Annotated in this window: 18 protein-coding genes and 1 pseudogene; 8 read left to right on the top strand and 11 right to left on the bottom strand. The window is 73.3% G+C overall.

Translation table 11 applies throughout. The annotated features are described in order from the left end of the window. Positions 1-11 precede the first annotated feature (11 nt). The 4 genes from B1205_RS18875 (at position 12) to B1205_RS18860 (ending at position 3,569) form a co-directional block, all read left to right on the top strand. Entirely contained in the window at positions 12-767 is a 756-nt protein-coding gene (locus B1205_RS18875) for an FkbM family methyltransferase (RefSeq protein ID WP_089157084.1), read from the top strand. A 15-nt stretch (positions 768-782) separates the two neighbouring features. Further along, complete coding sequence (locus tag B1205_RS18870; protein WP_089156789.1) at positions 783-1,322, top strand: DUF1697 domain-containing protein; 540 nt, start codon at positions 783-785, stop codon at positions 1,320-1,322. A 70-nt stretch (positions 1,323-1,392) separates the two neighbouring features. Next, a complete protein-coding gene (locus B1205_RS18865) occupies positions 1,393-2,574 on the top strand; it encodes an endonuclease (protein WP_089156788.1) in 1,182 nt (393 codons plus the stop codon). Between the two features lie 140 nt (positions 2,575-2,714). After that, positions 2,715-3,569, top strand: a complete 855-nt coding sequence (locus B1205_RS18860) for an aldo/keto reductase (RefSeq protein WP_089156787.1) — start codon at positions 2,715-2,717, stop codon at positions 3,567-3,569. Between the two features lie 55 nt (positions 3,570-3,624). Here B1205_RS18860 and B1205_RS18855 read toward each other — a convergent pair whose 3' ends face one another. Both B1205_RS18855 and B1205_RS18850 read right to left on the bottom strand, forming a co-directional pair. Then, entirely contained in the window at positions 3,625-5,169 is a 1,545-nt protein-coding gene (locus B1205_RS18855) for a carboxypeptidase-like regulatory domain-containing protein (RefSeq protein ID WP_140158097.1), read from the bottom strand. A 216-nt stretch (positions 5,170-5,385) separates the two neighbouring features. Continuing rightward, positions 5,386-5,592, bottom strand: coding sequence for a hypothetical protein (locus B1205_RS18850; protein ID WP_089156785.1), 207 nt, complete (start codon positions 5,590-5,592; stop codon positions 5,386-5,388). On the opposite strand from B1205_RS18850, the pseudogene B1205_RS18845 reads away from it, so the two are divergent. Then, a pseudogene (locus B1205_RS18845) lies at positions 5,521-6,228 on the top strand (snapalysin family zinc-dependent metalloprotease); the annotation flags it as partial. The gene B1205_RS18850 and the pseudogene B1205_RS18845 overlap by 72 nt on opposite strands. Positions 6,229-6,297: 69 nt before the next feature. Here B1205_RS18845 and B1205_RS18840 read toward each other — a convergent pair. The 5 genes from B1205_RS18840 to B1205_RS18820 all read right to left on the bottom strand — a co-directional run bounded on the left by B1205_RS18840 (position 6,298) and on the right by B1205_RS18820 (position 10,446). Next, positions 6,298-7,317 carry a hypothetical protein gene (locus B1205_RS18840; protein ID WP_254910039.1) on the bottom strand — a complete coding sequence of 340 codons (1,020 nt, stop codon included), beginning with the start codon at positions 7,315-7,317 and terminating at the stop codon, positions 6,298-6,300. Next, a complete protein-coding gene (locus tag B1205_RS31815; RefSeq protein WP_254910038.1) occupies positions 7,314-7,748 on the bottom strand; it encodes a hypothetical protein in 435 nt (144 codons plus the stop codon). Before B1205_RS31815 ends, B1205_RS18840 begins: the two co-directional genes overlap by 4 nt. Positions 7,749-8,456: 708 nt before the next feature. Then, the gene (locus B1205_RS18830) at positions 8,457-8,849 is read right to left on the bottom strand and encodes a DUF6403 family protein (RefSeq protein ID WP_254910037.1); all 393 of its coding nucleotides are present in this window, start codon (positions 8,847-8,849) and stop codon (positions 8,457-8,459) included. A gap of 49 nt (positions 8,850-8,898) precedes the next feature. Next, entirely contained in the window at positions 8,899-9,102 is a 204-nt protein-coding gene (locus B1205_RS18825; protein ID WP_089157083.1) for a hypothetical protein, read from the bottom strand. Between the two features lie 63 nt (positions 9,103-9,165). Next, entirely contained in the window at positions 9,166-10,446 is a 1,281-nt protein-coding gene (locus B1205_RS18820) for an AAA domain-containing protein (RefSeq protein ID WP_089156784.1), read from the bottom strand. Positions 10,447-11,475: 1,029 nt separating this feature from the next. Between B1205_RS18820 and B1205_RS31810 the strand changes: the two genes are divergently transcribed. The 3 genes from B1205_RS31810 (at position 11,476) to B1205_RS31800 (ending at position 13,311) form a co-directional block, all read left to right on the top strand. Next, a complete protein-coding gene (locus tag B1205_RS31810; protein ID WP_254910036.1) occupies positions 11,476-12,708 on the top strand; it encodes a choice-of-anchor J domain-containing protein in 1,233 nt (410 codons plus the stop codon). A gap of 58 nt (positions 12,709-12,766) precedes the next feature. Next, positions 12,767-13,030, top strand: coding sequence for a hypothetical protein (locus tag B1205_RS31805; RefSeq protein ID WP_254910035.1), 264 nt, complete (start codon positions 12,767-12,769; stop codon positions 13,028-13,030). Further along, positions 13,006-13,311, top strand: a complete 306-nt coding sequence (locus B1205_RS31800; RefSeq protein ID WP_254910034.1) for a flavoprotein — start codon at positions 13,006-13,008, stop codon at positions 13,309-13,311. The genes B1205_RS31805 and B1205_RS31800 overlap by 25 nt, the downstream gene beginning before the upstream one ends. Here B1205_RS31800 and B1205_RS31795 read toward each other — a convergent pair. From B1205_RS31795 to B1205_RS18790, 4 genes are all read right to left on the bottom strand, one after another. Then, complete coding sequence (locus B1205_RS31795) at positions 13,286-14,635, bottom strand: DUF6082 family protein (protein ID WP_089156783.1); 1,350 nt, start codon at positions 14,633-14,635, stop codon at positions 13,286-13,288. The genes B1205_RS31800 and B1205_RS31795 overlap by 26 nt on opposite strands. Continuing rightward, positions 14,628-14,897, bottom strand: a complete 270-nt coding sequence (locus B1205_RS18800) for a hypothetical protein (protein WP_089156782.1) — start codon at positions 14,895-14,897, stop codon at positions 14,628-14,630. Before B1205_RS18800 ends, B1205_RS31795 begins: the two co-directional genes overlap by 8 nt. Positions 14,898-14,995: 98 nt before the next feature. After that, entirely contained in the window at positions 14,996-15,373 is a 378-nt protein-coding gene (locus tag B1205_RS18795; protein WP_089156781.1) for a GIY-YIG nuclease family protein, read from the bottom strand. Between the two features lie 51 nt (positions 15,374-15,424). Continuing rightward, positions 15,425-16,420, bottom strand: a complete 996-nt coding sequence (locus B1205_RS18790; protein ID WP_089156780.1) for an FAD-binding oxidoreductase — start codon at positions 16,418-16,420, stop codon at positions 15,425-15,427. Positions 16,421-16,549 lie beyond the last annotated feature (129 nt).

The following is a 16,549-nucleotide window of genomic DNA, read 5'->3' as shown; positions in this document are numbered from 1 at the left end:
ACGTCGTGACGATGCTCGCCCGGGCCTGGGGGATCACCCGGTCCCTCGCCATCTACCACGGCCAGCCGGCCAAGCACCGGCGTGCCCGGCAGCTCTACGGCCGGTTCCTCGGGCCGGGTGACCTCGCCTTCGACATCGGCGCCCACGTCGGCGGACGGGTGCGCACCTGGCGGCGGCTCGGCGCACGGGTGGTCGCGGTCGAGCCGCAGCCCGACTGCCTGCGGGTGCTGCGCCTGGCCTTCGGCCGGGACGCGGGCGTCGTGATCGAGCCCACCGCGGTCGGCGCGCGGGCCGGGCAGGCACGGCTGGCGCTGTCGTCCGCGACGCCGACGGTCTCCACCATGTCGTCGTCGTGGAAGGACTCGATGACCACGCACCCGGGCTTCGCCGGGGTCCGGTGGGACCGGTCGGTCGAGGTGCCGGTGGTGACGCTGGACGACCTCGTCGCCCGGCACGGCGTACCGGCGTTCTGCAAGATCGACGTGGAGGGCTTCGAGGTCGACGTGCTGGCCGGGCTGAGCCACCCGCTGCGCGGGCTCTCCTTCGAGTACCTCCCACCGGCGCACGACGCCGCGCTCGCCGCACTGGACCTGGTGGAGCGGCTGGGCGCGGGGGCGGGCGGCTACCGCTACAACTACTCGCCGGTGGAGACCATGCGCTTCGCCGGCGACGAGTGGTTGGACGCGGCCGGCCTGGTGCGGCTGCTGGAGACGTACCGCCCGGCCGGTCGTTCCGGCGACGTCTACGCCCGGCTGTCGGACCGCTGACCTAGGCTCGGCACCATGGCTCGCTACGCCGCCCTGCTGCGGGGCGTCAACGTCGGCACCACCCGTCTGGCGATGGCGGACCTGCGCCGTGTCGTCACCGACCTCGGGCACACCGACGTGCGGACCTACCTGCAGAGCGGCAATGTGGTCTTCACCAGCCCGCCGACCCGCGGCGAGGTCCTGGCCGAGGGCATCGCCGGCCGGCTCACCGCCGAATTGGGCCTGCGGGTGCCGGTCCTGGTCCGCGACGGCGGTGAGCTGGCCGCCGTGGCCGACGCCAGCCCGTACGCCGGCCGTCAGGACGACCCGACCCGCGTGCTGGTGGTGTTCCTGTCCGCCGCGCCCGACCCGGCGCGGGTCGGCGAGCTGGCCGTCCCGGCCGGCGAGGAGCTGGAGTACGCGCTCATCGGCCGGGAGCTGCACCTGCACTACCCGGCCGGCGGCTACGGACGGACGAAGTTCACCACGGCACACCTGGAGAAGAAGCTCGGTGTGGTGGCGACGGCCCGCAACTGGAAGTCGGTGCTGGCCCTGCGGGACCTGACCGCCGACTGAGCGGCCCGGGCCGCAGAGTTGGCGTCGCGCTCTCCCGCAGTTCACCCGACACCGACTAACATCGCCGCTCATGAATATGAAGAGCGTCACCCGCTCGCGACCCGGGCGGCTGATCGCGGCGGTCGTGCTGTCCGCCACCGTCGCGACCCCCCTGGTGGTGACCGACACGGCGTCGGCGGCGACCGCCCTCACCGTGTCGCAGGCGCTGGCCGCACAGGACAGCCGCACCGCCACCGTCACCGGCTACGTCATCGGTCAACCGACCGCGACCAGCACGGTGATCACGTCCGGCTACACCGCGGACACCGCCATCGCGATCGCCGACCAGGCGAGCGAGACCAGCACCGGCCGGATGCTGTACGTGCAGGTCACGGCCGCCTGGCGGAGCGGCTTCGGGCTGCTGACCAACCCGTCGCTGCGCGGGCGGCAGGTGACCGCCACCGGCACCCTGACCGCCTACTTCAGCCATGGCGGCCTGAAGGACCCGACCGCGATGAGCCTCGGCGGCGGCACCACGCCGACGCCGACCACGACCGCGACCCCGACGCCGGGCGGCACCGCCACGCCGGGCGACTACTACGCCGCCGCGAGCGGCCGGACCGGGCCGGCGCTGCGTACCGCCCTGCACACCATCATCAGGACGCAGACCAAGCTGACGTACGACCAGGTGTGGGACGCGCTCAAGGACACCGACCAGGACCCGGCGAACCCGGCCAACGTCATCCTGCTCTACAGCGGACGCTCGCAGAGCAAGACCAGCAACGGCGGCGGCGTGAACGACTGGAACCGCGAGCACGTCTGGGCCAAGTCGCACGGCGACTTCGGCACCGCCACCGGCCCCGGCACCGACGTGCACCACCTGCGGCCGGAGGACGTGTCGGTCAACTCGCTGCGCGGCAACAAGGACTTCGACTCCGGCGGCGGCGCGGTCGCCGAGGCGCCCGGCTGCTACACCGACGCCGACTCGTTCGAGCCGCGGGACGCGGTGAAGGGCGACGTCGCCCGCATGATCCTCTACATGGCGATCCGGTACGAGGGCGACGACGGCTGGCCCGACCTGGAGCCGAACGACTCGGTCGCCAACGGCAGCGCGCCCCGGCTCGGCCGGTTGACGAAACTGCTCGCCTGGCACGAGCAGGACCCGCCGGACGCCTTCGAGCAGCGCCGCAACCAGCGCATCTACGAACGCTGGCAGGGCAACCGCAACCCGTTCGTCGACCACCCGGAGTGGGCGCGGGCGATCTGGGGCTGACCGCGTTGTCCCAGATCACCTGCCGGGTGCCGTGAGGACGCCCGGGAAGCGGGTAGGAACACCGGGTGGCACGGCCCGGGAGCCGCCGCGTGGAAGCGCTCCCCCGGGCAACCCCCGAACGATCGGAGATGAGACACGACATGGCCCCGAACAGCGTTCCGGACATCTCGCTCAACGACGGCAACTCCATCCCGCAGCTCGGCTTCGGGGTGTTCCAGATCGAACCGAAGGACACCGCGCAGGCGGTCGGCACCGCGCTGGAGATCGGCTACCGGCACATCGACACCGCGCAGATGTACGGCAACGAGGCCGAGGTCGGGCAGGCGGTGCGCGCCTCCGGCCTGGACCGGTCCGAGGTCTACGTGACCAGCAAGCTGAACAACGGCTTCCACCGCCCGGACGACGCCCGCAAGGCGTTCGAGCAGTCGCTGCGGGAGATGAAGTTCGACTACCTCGACCTGTTCCTGATCCACTGGCCGCTGCCCACCCTCTACGACGGCGACTTCGTCGCCACCTGGAAGGTGCTGGAGGAGTTCCGCCGCGACGGCCGGGTCAAGTCGATCGGCGTGTCCAACTTCCAGGTGGCGCACCTGGAGCGGCTGGCCGCCGAGGCGGAGGTGGTGCCCGCGGTGAACCAGATCGAGGTGCACCCGTACTTCGGCAACGAGGAGGTGCGGGCGTACGGCACGGCGCACGGCATCCCCACCGAGGCCTGGTCGCCGATCGCGCAGGGCAAGGTGCTGGACGACCCGACCGTGGTCGACGTCGCCGAGCAGACCGGGCGCACCCCGGCCCAGGTGGTGCTGCGCTGGCATGTGCAGCGCGGCGACATCGTCTTCCCGAAGTCGACCACCCCGAAGCGGATCGAGGAGAACTTCGCGATCTTCGACTTCACGCTCGACGACGCCGCGATGGACCGGATCACGGCCCTGGACAAGGGTGAGTCCGGCCGGCAGGGCCCGAACCCGGACACGTTCGACTACGTGCCGGACTGAGGCCGACGCCGGCCCCGGGTCGGGTGGGTGCCCATCCGACCCGGGGCCGGAGCAGTCAGCCGGCCGGGAAGCGGTCCACCTCGACGTCGAGCCGCCGGGTGCCGGTGGCCGGCACGGTCACCCGGGTGGCGTCGGCCGGGCCGGTCGCGCCGTCGTACCAGCCGGCGTAGCGGACGAACGGCGGCGTCCAGAGCCAGGCCATGGTGACCGACTGGCGGCCGAGCACGCGCAGCGCGTACCGGCCGTCGTTGTCCAACGTCCACCCGACGACCTCACCGGTGTCCGCGTTGCGGACGGTCAGCTCCGCGCTGACCGCACGGCCCTCCGGGTCGACCAGCCGACCGGTGACCAGCGTGCCGACCCGCAGCGCCGGGCTGTAGACGGTGGTGGCGCCGGCGCGGACGACGACCGGTTCGGCCCCGCCCCGCAGGGCCGCCCCGCCGGACCACTGCGTGGCGTGGTCGGCGGCGGTGAAGAGCAACGGCCACCGGTACGGGCCGAGCCAGTCGATGCGGTAGCACCCCTGGTTGTCCAGCTCGACCCCCCACTCCGGGGTGGCGTCGCCGGGCTCGTGGCTGAGGGTCACGCTGCCGGCGGTCACCGGCGCACCGGTGGCGGTGCTGGTCACGGTGCCGGTGACCACGCCGGCCCGGTCGAGGCGGATCGGCGGGACGGTGACGGTCCGCCCGGCGTCGACGGTGACCGTGCGGGCCCGGCGCGGGTCACCGGTGCCGCCCGTCGCGCCGACCCACTGCGCGCCGTACGGTGACGACGTCGCCGGGCGGGCGAACAGGTTCCAGGAGCCGGCCTCGACCAGGTCGAGCCGGACCGCGCCGGTCGCGTCCGAGCAGTATCGCGGATAGGCGGGTGGCAGATCGCCGGTGCCGGCCGGCGCCAGGTGCACGCACGCCCCGGCGACGGCGGCGCCGGTCGCGGCGTCGACCACCCGCGTGACGACGTGCGCGGCCGGGGTCAGGTCGACCACGGCGGTGCCGCTGCCGTCGGCCAGCACCGTGACCGTGGCGGACCGGGGCAGGTGGGAGTCCGACTCGGTGTAGACCCAGACCTCCTGCGGGCCGGGCAGCAGCGGCGGCACGGTCACCTCGGTCCCGCCGCACGGGTTGCGGCGCGGGTCGACGAACACGCAGACGCCGTCGACCGGGGCGCCGGTGCGCGCGTCCCGCGCCCGCAGGGTGGACCGGCTGGGCGCGAGCAGCCGCTCGGTGACGTCCGTCGTGTCCCCCGCGGACACCCGGACCGTGCCGGCCTGGGCCCAACTCGTCCGGCCCGGCACCCACTGACGAAGCACCTCGTCGGGCAGGTCGGGCACGTAGGCCGGGTCGATGGCGATCTTGTAGTCGTTCGGCGGCAGCTCCAGGCTGAGCCGCCCGGACTCGTCGAGCTGCTCGTACAGCCGGCTGTCGCCGCTGTCGGCGGCCACCACGTTGACGGTGCCCTGGATCGGGGTGCCGTCGGGCCGGGTCACGCTCAGGTGGAGGACGCCGGTGGCCGGTTCCCCGGCCGCCGCGGCGGTGATGGGCACGGTGGCGGCGAGCGCCGCCACGGCGAGCGCGGCGAGCGCTCGGTGGACAATGGACACGGTGGACCCCTCTCCGGTCGGTGCGCGACGAGGGACCCGCGTGGCCGTAGCCGAGACGCGCCCCCGTGCGTCAGATGCCGGGGCAGCCTACGGCGACCGGACAGTCACGCACTGTCCGCAATCCGCCTCTCGACCGACTCCTGCGGGAAGGGGCAAATCGTCACCCTCCGGTCGAGCCCTCGACCCTTTCGCGCGTCCGGCCCACCGGCCGCGACGTCACAGGCTGCCGCCTCCGGTGCTCCGCAGGTTGCTGCCGTCGGTCGGGTTGCGATGGTCGTCGAGTCGGCGACGGGCCTCGGCGGACGCGGCCAGGTCGCGGATCTGACCGGCGTCCGGACTCCGCCGGAGGCGATGACGCCGCAACGCCAGGGCCGTCAGGACCACCAGCACGACGACGGGGATGAGGATGAGGATCCAGCGCATGACGTCCTCCTCAGGAAGAGCACCCGCATCCAGTGTCCGCCGGCCGGTCAAGCCGGGTGCACGCCGCCGAGCCGAGGCGTCCCGCCCCTTGATATTGATTCATGCCTATCTATAGGCTGTCGGCGTCCGCACACCCCCATCCCCCAAGGAGTGCGAATCATGCGTACGCCGAAGCTGTCCCGGATCCTCGCCACCCTCGCGGCCGGCACGCTCGCGGCGCTGGGCGCGGTCGCCGTCAACCCGGCACCGGCCTCCGCCGCCGTCCGCAACGTCTGCTTCACCACCAGCCAGGCCGGCCCGTTCGCCAGCACGGCGGTGCAGGCTGCGTCGATCTGGAACAACTACACGAACAACATCAACATGGCCCAGTGCGGGTCGAACCTGGTCATCTCCTACACCTACGGCGGCGGGTCGTACGCCCAGCGCACCAGCCTCGGCAACGGCCGCGTGGTCATCGACTACAACCAGGCCCAGCAGTACTCGCCGCTGCGCATCATGACGCACGAGATCGGCCACATCCTCGGCCTGCCGGACAACTACAACGGCAACTGCGCCATCCTGATGTCCGGCGGCAGCGCCGGCACCAGCTGCACCAACCCGTACCCGAGCTCCGCCGAGGCCGCCCGGGTCGACTCGCTGTTCGGCTTCGCCGCCCGCAGCGCGACGTCCGCCGAGGTCTTCAGCGGTAGCTGGCCGGCCGNCGGGTCACCGCCGGCCCCGTCCGCGCGTCCGCGCCCCGTTCCGCCCCGACCGGGCCGCCGGGACCTCGCCGGCCCGCTTCCGCGGCGTCGCGCCGGGCCCCTGCCCCGACGCGCCACGGACGCCCCGGCCGGAGGCTTCCTCGGCCAGGTCCGCCGCCCGACGGCTCAGCTCCGCCACCCGTTCCCGCAGCCGACCCGCCGCGTGCCCGTCGCCGTCGTCCAACCCGGTCACCTCGTCGAGCAGCCCCACGTAGTCGCCGGCCAGCCGCCGGTACGCCGGACCGCCCGGCCCACCCGCCCGGTCCAGGTCGATGATCTGCTGGGCCAGGACCGCGGTGGCGGCACCCAACGCGGCCCGCTCGTCGGCCCGCGCGTCCCGCCCGGCCCGCCGCGCGTCGGCCAGGCGACCGGCCCGCCGGCCACCCAGCCACAGCACCACCGCGCCGGCCACCACCCCGGCGACCGCGCCGCCGGCCAGCAGGTAGCGGGGCAGCGACGGGCTGATGGTGCGGGCGCCGTCCGGCATCAGACCGGTCCGGACCAGCCGGTCGTAGTTCAGCACGATCACCTTCAGCGCCTCGACCGGCCGGTCCACGAACGCGTCCGCCCCCTGGCTGACCACGGTCTCCACCACCACCGAGCGGCCGACGTCACGGGGGCTGTCGCCGCCCACGCGGGAGCAGCCGTAGGTGTCCCAGTCGTCGCCGTCGCGGCTCATCGCCAGCACCAGCGTGCCCTGCGTGGCGCGCTCGGTGTCGTCGCACGCCGCCGACAGATCGGCGCCCGGCGCCATCATCAGCACCACCAGCCGCCGGTTGCCGATGACCCGCTCGGCGGCGGCCCGGTCCAGGTCGACGCCGGGCGCGGCGTACACGGACGAGGCGCGCACCTGCCGGGCCGCCGGCCCGTCGAAGAGGCCGGCGGACCACAACGCCCACCCGGCCAGCACCAGGCAGGCCAGCACCGCCCGGCGGAACGCGGTGCCGACCAGCCAGCCGAGCACCCGGCGCGGCGTCGCGGTCACGACAGCCTCGTCCGCAGGTAGACGTCCGGCCGGTAGCCGGGCATCCGCACGTCCCGGGCCACGGCGTCCAGCTCGGCCGCCGCGTCGGCCAACAGCCCGCGTACGTGCCGGTCGGGCAACCCGTCGTCGATGGCGTCCCGGGCCGCCCGCAGCCGGCCGACGCCCCGCACCAGCGCCGGGTCGGTATGCGCGTCGGTGAGCAGGGACAGCTCCACGGCCAGCGCGGAGAGCCCGGCCAGCCGCGCCGGCGTACCGCCCGGCCCGCCCTCGCCCGGCCGGCCGCGACCGGTGCCCCGCACGGTGCGGATGGACAGCACCACGAACCCGGCCACGCAGCCGGCGAAGATCCAGGGCAGCGCCGGCAACGCCACCCGCAGCGGGTCGAACGGCCGGTACGGCAGCGGCCGGTCGAACAGCCCCGCGTACCGCACGTNCTCAGCCGAGCGCCGAACTGGGCGTAGAAGCTGGCGGCGGCCACCTCGGCGAAGTCCGCGGCGGCGGGACCGTGGTACTCGATCCAGCCGCCGTACATCACCACCACCGGCCGGTCCGGGGCGAGCCGGTGCAGCGCCGGCCCGTACGCCGGCAGTGGCGTCCCGTACGGCTGGGCCGGCAGCGCCACGAACCAGGCCGTACCCGGGAACGCCTCCTTCGCCGCCTTTTCCGGCAGCCGGGGCAGCGTGGCGCCGGGTGCCGCGTACCGGCCGGTGGCCCGCAGCGCGGCGGTCACCGGCGCCAGCTCACCGGCGGTCGGCTCCCGCCAGCGCAGGTCGTCGCGGTCCGGCGGGGACGGCTGCTTACGCACCGCGGCGATCAGCGCGAGCACCTGACCGGTGACGTCACCGGTGGCGAACTGCGCCCGCCAGCTCGGCAGGTCGTCCGACGAGGCCACGTAGAAGCCGCCGCCGACCTCGGTGCCGACGATCCGGATGGTGGCGTTCTCCACGTCCTTCACCCGCCGGCGTTCCGCCTCGTCGAGGCCGGGCGGCGCGACCAGGATCCGGGTGTCGTCGCCGCCGATGGCGGCACGGACCCGGGCTTCGTCCCAGCGGGCGACCGCCCCGGGCAGGCGTACCACCGGCTCGGCCGCGACCAGCGCGGTCATCTCCGCCACGGACGGGACGGTGGCGTCGCTCAGCTCACCGGCCGAGCCCTCCGGCAGCGACGCCGTGGCCGGCGAGCGCCCGTAGCTGACCTCGACGCTCTGCCGCTGCGCCACCAGGAACACCGCCAGCACGGCCGCCGCGACGACCAGCAGCGACCAGCGCAGCACNCGCCGCGCGGGCCGCGTCCGGGCCGCCGCGCCCGGCGGCGAGCATCTCGGCGCGGGCCAGCAGCCGCTCCGCCTCGGGCACCGGCGCACCGGCCGCGTCCCGGCTGACGGTGGCGTCTTGGATCGCCGCCCGCGCCGACGACCACGCCACCCGGCGGCCCTCCGCGCGGGCGCGCCGCCGGGGCAACAGCGTGGCCAGGAACCCGGCGGCCACCGCCACCACGGCCCCGACCAGCCAGGTCAGCACGCTTGCGGTCATGATCCCGTTCTACTGCACCACCGCCAACCCCGCGCGTCGAGGGGCCCGCCTACGACGACGAGTACCCCTCCTGGAAGCCGTCCATGAACGCCCCCGCGAAACCCGACACGACGCACCCGGCGCAGCAGAGGATCACCAGGAGCGCCGGCACCGCGACCCACAGCACGGTCGACCACCGGAACGTGTCCTGCTCCGGCTGCGGATAGTGCGGCGGATAGTACGGCTGCTGCTGGTACGGGTCGTGAGGATGCATCCGGCCATCCTGCCCACCGCCCGCCACCGCCGGAAGATCCAAACGGACCGCCCGGGGCGGCCGTCAGGCGCGGTGCGCGTCGAGGTGGGTCAGCACGGTCTGGTTCGCCTCCCACCCGTCCGGGAACCGCACCGGCACGTCCAGGTGCACCCGCTCGGTCGACGGGTACGCGTCGAGCAGCTCGCCGATCCCGGCCCGGGCCACCACCACGCAGGCGTGCCGGTGCCGCGACGCCAGCACGCACAGCCGCCCCGACTCCAGGTGGAACGCGGTCGCGTCGCGCCGGCCGGAGAGCGGGTGCAGCACGATCGTCACGTCGTACTCCCGGCCCTGGAGCCGGTTGGCGGTGTCCACCGTGATGCCCGCGCCGGCCGCGCCCAGCCGGGACCGGATGGCCGCGACCTGGTCGCGGTGCGCGGCCCCGACGGCGATCCGGTCCGCGGTCACCGGGGTCCCGCCGGGCGCGGCCTCGCTGACCGCGACCGCGCCGCGCGCCAACACCCGCAATGCCAGCTCCGCGCAGGCCGAGGCGGCCTCGGCGTCGGTACGCACGGTGTGCCGGGCCGGCAGCTCGTGCAACGCCCAGCCGGTGGCGGCGGCCAGCTCCACCGAGGCGTCGTAGTCGTCGCCCGGACCGGCCTCGGTGAACGTCAGCGCCCGGTCGGCCGGCCCGGTGCCGGCGCGGAACCCGGTGAACGGGTAGAACGCGGCGGACACCACCGGCGCGGCGGAGGCGGGCAGCCGCCACGACACCGGCAGTCGGTGCACCGGCAGCTCCGGGTTGTGCCGCAGCAGCGTGGCCACCGCCGACTGCATCGGATCCCAGGTCAGCCCGGTCCAGCGGGCGGTTTCGACGGTGGAGAACGGATCGAGCTGCCCCGGGTCGCCGACGAACAGCGCCCGCTCGAACCGTCCGGCCACGCGCAGCAGCGCGTCCGCGCGCATCTGGTACGCCTCATCCACGATCGCCCACGGCCAGGTGCCGTCGGTGACCGTGGCCCACTTGGCCGCCGTACCGATGGTCACCACCGGCCCGCCCAGGTCGACGACCTTCGCCGCGACCCGGACCGTGCCGTGGCCGGCCACCCGGTCGGTGGGCCGGTAGTCGGTCGCGGAGAGCCGGCCGATGCGCAGCTCGGGAGCCTTGCGGGCAAGCCGGTCGATGAGATCGTCAACCTGCTCGTTGGTCTGCGCCACGATCATCAGCGGCTCGCCGGTGACGGCGAGTTCGTGGGCGGCGCGCACGACGAGCGTGCTCTTCCCCGCCCCCGGCGGCGAGTCGACGACGACCCCCCGGTGCGTACCCTCACGCACATCGCGCAGCACATCCTCGACAACCTGCAAGGCGGGGGCCCTTCTTAACGGATTTGGTAGAGGCGGGGCCCCTTCTTAACACGTTCAACTGGTTGCCAAAGGCAACGGTGTGGCGTACGAACGACGTGACTGTCACTCCGGTGGATACGACGGTGACCCCGTCGGCCGGATTCCGCACACCCGACAAGGGGGGCCAATGGCACGCAGCCGGATCGCCGGTACCGCAGCCATCGCACTCGTCCTACCGTTCCTCGGCGTCCTGCCCGCCACGGCCGCGTCCGCCGCACCGGCCAAGGCGAAGGCCAAGCTGGTCGTCGACGACACCCGCGAGCTGACCCGCAAGGACTTCACGCTCGACGGCAAGCCGGTCAAGACCCCGGCCCGCTACCAGCAGCGCGCCCAGGCCCGGTCGAAGGCCGCCGCGGCGGAGACGCCGCCGGTCGGCACCGTCCGGCAGTGGCTCGGCATGGACGACTACCAGGGCAGCTACTACCGCAAGGACTACACGCTGCGCGGCGTCGGCGACAACGTCGAGGTGTGGGTCGCCAACGACATCGCGTTCCCGGCCGACGACTGCCGCAACCAGATCCCCACGTCGACGCAGATCACCGACGCCCAGGTGCAGAGCTTCGTGCGCGAGTTCGACACCAACATGTATCCGAAGGAAACAGTGGTGTTCAGCCGGCCGCCGGACCGCGACGGCAGCAACGCCCTGCTCGGCGGCGACTACACCGGCGGCGGCAACAAGACGGTCACCCTGATCGACAACGTCCGGGACGACAACTACTACGAGTTCCCGGCCGCGCCGACGTACATCGCCGGCTTCTTCTCGGCCCAGCTCAACGAGCTGTTCGACCGCAACGTGATGACCGTCGACGCGTTCGACTGGCTGCACCGCACCGGGGCGAACCCGCCGAACGAGCCGACCGACGACCTGTGCACCAGCCGCCCGGCCCGCCCGTTCAGCTACGAGGGCACGTTCGCCCACGAGTGGCAGCACCTGGCGCACTACTACAGCGACCCGTTCGAGACCACCTGGATGNGCAGGGCTTCGGCCCGGTGCAGACGCCGTACAACGCGAACCCGCGCGACTGCGGCGGCCCGGAGAACTCGCTGAACCTGTGGGGCGAGAGCCCGAACCCGAACGCGGTGCTGGCCGACTACGGCAACGCGTACGCGTTCATCCAGTTCCTCTACGACCGCTACGGCAACGACATCGTGCACCGGCTGCACAACGACGCCGACCTGCAGGGACTGACCAGCCTGGACGCGGCGCTCAAGGCCGAGGGCGCGAAGAACATGTACCAGGTGCTCCACGACTACCAGACCATGACGCTGGTCGACAAGGTCGTCGGGGAGTCGCGCACGGGCGTCATGCTCGGCGTACCCAAGAGCCGGGTGACCACGAAGAGCCTGCGCTCCACCGTCAACCTGGCCAACCCGGCCGCGTACGCCACGCCCGGCGCGGCGCCCAACGGCGCCGACTACGTCCCGCTCGCGAAGGCCGACGGCACCGTGCTGCGCGGCCGTGACCTGCGGTCGTTGTCGTTCCAGGGCGCGAAGACGCTGCCGGCGCTGCCGCTGGCCTGGACCGTGGTGAACAACGACCCGGACCGCCCCGGCAACCCGGTGCTGTTCTCCGGCAACGCGAACAACACCGACGCCGCCGCGGTCACCCCGGTCACCGTGCCGACCGCCGACCCGACGTTGCGCTTCCTCGCCAAGTACGGCGCGGAGCTGGGCTTCGACTACGGCTACGTGGTCGTCTCCACCGACGGCGGCGCCACCTACACCGCCGTCGCCGGTGACAAGACCACCGACGGGCCGCTCGGCCCCGCGCTCAACGGCACCACCGACGGCTTCGAGCCGCACAGCTTCGACCTTTCCGCGTACGCCGGCAAGAACATCCTGCTCGGCTTCCGCTACGTCAGCGACGGCGGCGTCAACGAGGGCGGCCTGCTCGTCGACGACGTCACCGTCGGGGGCGCCACGGTCAGCGACGGCAGCAGCCTCGCCCCGTTCGACTCGCCCACCGAGATCAAGCCGATCGCCGTCGCCAACTGGAACGTGCGGCTCATCGGCCTGGACGAGAAGCACTCGTTGGCCTGGCAGTTCGAGTTCGACGGCAAGTCGAGCCTGACGCTCAACCGGGCGCAACTCGCGCTGCTCGCGCTCTTCCCGAAGGTGGTCGCCGTGGTCGCCTACGACGAGCCCACCGAGCAGGTCCAGCAGTACGCCCCCTACACCCTCAAGGTCAACGGCGTGACCCAGAAAGGCGGGGCCCCCTTTTAACGCCTCCGNCCGAGCACCCGGTGCTCGGGCGGGGCCGTTTGCGGGTAGAACTGGCGGCATGAGTGAAGCGCCGGTGCTCCATCTCGTCGTCTGCGCCGCTCCCCCGGCCCAGCGGATCGGCGAACTCGCCGACCTGCTCGCCGCCGACGGGTGGCGGGTCTGCCTCATCGCCACCCCCGTCGCCGGAAGCTGGCTCGACCGCGACGCGCTCGCCGAACAGACCGGTCATCAGGTACGCGTCGAGTGGCGCCGCCCCGGCGACCCGAGCCGCACCCGCCGGCCGACGCCGCCGCGGTCGTGCCGGCCACATTCAACACGCTGAACAAGTGGGCGGCCGGCGCGAGCGACACGCTGGCGCTGGGCATCCTCAACGAACTGCTCGGCACCGGGCTGCCGATCCACGTCTTCCCCCGGGTCAACGCCGCCCTGTCGGCGCATCCGGTCTACCAGCCCAACCTGCGACGGTTGCGGGAGGCCGGGGTGGTGGTGCACGGCGGGGACGTGCTGCGGGCGCCGGACGAGATGACGCCGAGCCGGTGGGCGGTCGTGGTCGACGCGCTGCGCGCCGCTCGCCCCGCTAGGACCCACCTCGACGAGCGGTGAGCCGTCGAACCAGGTAGTGGCCGGCGAGCGCCATCCCACCGCCGAGGACGACAGCGCTTACGAGGGAGGCGGCGGGACGACTCGGCTCCGGGCTGCTCGACTCTGGCCGGGCACATACCGCGTCGGCTGCCGGGCCCGCCTCGACAGCCGCCTGGTAGCGCCGGTCCATGACCAGGGTGAAGCGCCGGGCCCGCCGCGACGTCTCGGCCTTCATGCGTGGGCCTCTTGCCTCCGCCCAGAAACGTCGGCCGGCGGTGCCCTTGAAGAACTGGTCGGCGAGCACTTCCAAGTGCGGCTCGCTCAGGGTGTCCACCTCCCACATGAGCTGCCAGTGGGTCACGATCAGATTGCTGTAGACATGCTTGCGGAACCAGCTCAGATCCGTCGACTCCTCGATCGGGCCCCAGCACTTCAACAGCCCGGGATCGTCGATGGCCATCTTGAGCAGGTCGGTGTGCAGGGCCCGAAGTGCCTGCTCACGCGCCGCCTTGGCCTCGCGCGCCTGCACGATCAGGGAGGCGACCACGCCGATCAGCGCGAGCGCCGCGAGAATGGCGGAGGCCGCGCCGTACGCCTGGCCGACGTTCCCGAGCAGCGGCCAGTCGTAGCCGGGACGCTCACCGATCCAGAGCAGGCCGATCGGCGTGAAGAGCACCGCGGCGAGCACGGCCAGCACAGCGAGCAGCAGCACCGTGGGCGTCGCTGACCGACGGGCCAGGCCGGTGACCATCCGCAGTCGGGGCACGCCTGCCTCCACGGTCGCTCGTGCGGGCAGGCTACAACAGGCGAGCGGTGGAGGGCGTCCGGCCGTCGACCTCCCGACGGAAGAACGACTCGAATGGCTCGGCGCGGTCGAGNCCCCCGCCTCGTCGTAACGGACGTCATAGACGGCACGGCTACCGGCCACCATCAGCTCGGGGATCCGGCCGTGGTCCCGCTCCAACTCCGAAACACCCTCTGCGGCAAGCACACCGATCCGCTCCCCCACCCGGGCGCGGTAGCGGAGGAAGTTCAGCTCCCAGATCAGGTACGGCGTGAGCGGCAGCTCCACGATCCGCAGCCGGTGCAGCCCGGAGCCCATCCCGTCGAGGCGGGCGAAGAACTGCGCCAGTTCGGGGTTGGGCTGTGCGGCGATCCTCAGCGCCTCGTCCCACCGGCCGGCAGCGAACGCCTCCCAGCTCGGGCTGCCCGGCTCGCGGAACGTCTGGATCCGCTCGGTCTTGAGGATCGTCCCGTCCACGGACTCGACCGTGGCGTAGAAGTCGGTCTCGTACTCGGGCAGGCTCAGTTGTCGGGCGGACGCCGTCCGCAGCAGGTCACGCATCCGGGATGTCCGGCTTGGCGGCCCGGATCATGCTGCGCGGAACGACGACCAGTCGCTCGTCGGGACCGACGCTGACGCCGTCCGGCAGGCGTCCGTCGTACGCGGTGGTGAGGTCGCGGCCGATGACTGCCACGTCGCCGTTGGAGAGTTCCCAGATGTCGGGGCAGGTGGTAGTGCCGCCACTCTCGCCCAACTCGGCGGCGGACCGCCCGAGGCGCCGGGCGAACGTCGCGGCGGGTTCCGCTTCCCAGCCACCAGCCATCGTCAACTCCTCGGAGTAACGGATCGAGCACTCAGAATAGCGAGGGTCGGCTCACGGACGCCCCTGGATTTTCGCGAACTGAACTGAATCTCCGATGGTCAGCGGGTGCGGGGCACCTGGCGGTTGAAGCGGGGACGCAACGCCACCACCAGCGCTTCCTTCGTACCCTCGGGGTTGTCGGTCTCCTGCCAGCGGACCTCGCACCGGCCCAGCCACCCGGCGACTTCGTCGCGGGTCGCCGGGCGACCCGGCGCGTCGAGGAGCTGGCCGACCTGGTCGTGCAGCACCGACGAGTCGCGGTTGCCGGTGAGGTGCTGCCGCAGCCGGGCGCGCAGGTTGCTGGTGTAGCCGACGTAGACGACCACACCTCCGTCGAGCACCAGGTGCACGCCGGGCGCGGCGGGCGCGCCCGCAACGACATCCCTGGTGTACGGCCGGGCGGGCGTGAACGCGGCCAGCAGGTCGGTGTCGAGCATCTCCGGGACGCAACCGGCACCGGCGCCGCCCTGTTGCCCCGTGCGTCGTCGTCAGCGCTCCCCGATCCTCGGCAGGTGCAACCGTTCGGTTGGCACGCCGGCCAGGGTCAGCCGCCGGCGGGCCGTGGTGAGCATGGCGGGCGGCCCGCAGACGTGCACATCCTGGCCGGGCCGGTGGTGGCGGGTCGCCACCTCGATGGCGGTGCCCCGCTCGGTCGGCTCGGCCTCCGGGTCGTCGGAGAACGCCGGCACGATGGTCAGCCAGTCGTGGACCTGCTGGAGCTTGTCCAGCGCGATCGCGTCGTACACATCGCTGAACGTGCGCGCGCCGAGGACCAGCGTCGCCCGTCGGGCGACCGGCGCCTGCGCGGCCTGCTCCACCAGGGCGCGCAGCGGCGCCAGCCCGGTGCCACCGGCCACCAACAGCAGATCGTCGTCCCCGTCGGTCAGCTCCAGCCCGGAGTCGGCGGGCGCGCCGAGATGGAGCAGGTCGCCGGGGCGTACCTCGTGGACCAGGCTGCCGGAGACGGACCCGCCGGCCAGCGCGCGGACGTGGAACTCGACGGTCCCATCCGCGCGCGGCGTGTTGGCCGGCGACAGCCACCGCCATCGTCCCGGCCGGTGCGGCGTGCAGACCGGCACCGCCTGGCCCGGCCGGTGCGGCAGCCGCCACCACGGTCGTACCGTCAGCACGGCGATGCCCTCGGCGGCGCCGTCGCGGTCGACCACCTCGGCCGGCCACCAGGCCGGGCCGTCGCCCACCCGGGCCGCGGTCCGCTCGACCAGCCGCCACACCCGCCGCCACCGCACGCCGGGCACGGCCAGCAGCGCGCCGCCGATCGCCGCCGCGTGCCAGGGCCGCCAACCCAGACTGCGGTACGCGGACCCGAGCACCCGCAGCGACGCCAGGCGTACCGGCCGGTCGTCGCCGCCGTCGAGCAGGCGCAGCAGGGTGGCGTGCAGCAGCACGGCGTCCCGCTCGGACAGCGGCCCCGAACACCGGTCCTGCACCGCCGCCCAGAACCGGCCCGCCGTCTCGTCGGTCACGAGAGCTGCCCCGGACCGACGTGCTCAGTGGCGTGCCCCGGGCGACGCGGGTACGGGGTGCGCTCGCGGCGACAGGGCGGTCGGCTTTCGGGCACCGGGACGCGCACGGTCGGCGCGTCCGGGGCGGCG

It is taken from the genome of Micromonospora sp. NBS 11-29, assembly GCF_002140155.1.
GTDB lineage: Bacteria > Actinomycetota > Actinomycetes > Mycobacteriales > Micromonosporaceae > Micromonospora.
Note: the sequence above shows the minus strand (reverse complement) of the source record. Positions and strands in the feature narration are given on the sequence as shown.

Coding starts and splice junctions, on each gene's coding strand:
- B1205_RS31805 (WP_254910035.1), top strand. CDS start 12,767: ATGAGTGAAGCGCCGGTGCTCCATCTCGTCGTCTGCGCCGCTCCCCCG.
- B1205_RS18795 (WP_089156781.1), bottom strand. CDS start 15,373: ATGCTCGACACCGACCTGCTGGCCGCGTTCACGCCCGCCCGGCCGTAC.
- B1205_RS18800 (WP_089156782.1), bottom strand. CDS start 14,897: ATGGCTGGTGGCTGGGAAGCGGAACCCGCCGCGACGTTCGCCCGGCGC.
- B1205_RS18850 (WP_089156785.1), bottom strand. CDS start 5,592: ATGCGCTGGATCCTCATCCTCATCCCCGTCGTCGTGCTGGTGGTCCTG.
- B1205_RS18860 (WP_089156787.1), top strand. CDS start 2,715: ATGGCCCCGAACAGCGTTCCGGACATCTCGCTCAACGACGGCAACTCC.
- B1205_RS18865 (WP_089156788.1), top strand. CDS start 1,393: ATGAATATGAAGAGCGTCACCCGCTCGCGACCCGGGCGGCTGATCGCG.
- B1205_RS18870 (WP_089156789.1), top strand. CDS start 783: ATGGCTCGCTACGCCGCCCTGCTGCGGGGCGTCAACGTCGGCACCACC.
- B1205_RS18825 (WP_089157083.1), bottom strand. CDS start 9,102: ATGCATCCTCACGACCCGTACCAGCAGCAGCCGTACTATCCGCCGCAC.
- B1205_RS18875 (WP_089157084.1), top strand. CDS start 12: ATGCTCGCCCGGGCCTGGGGGATCACCCGGTCCCTCGCCATCTACCAC.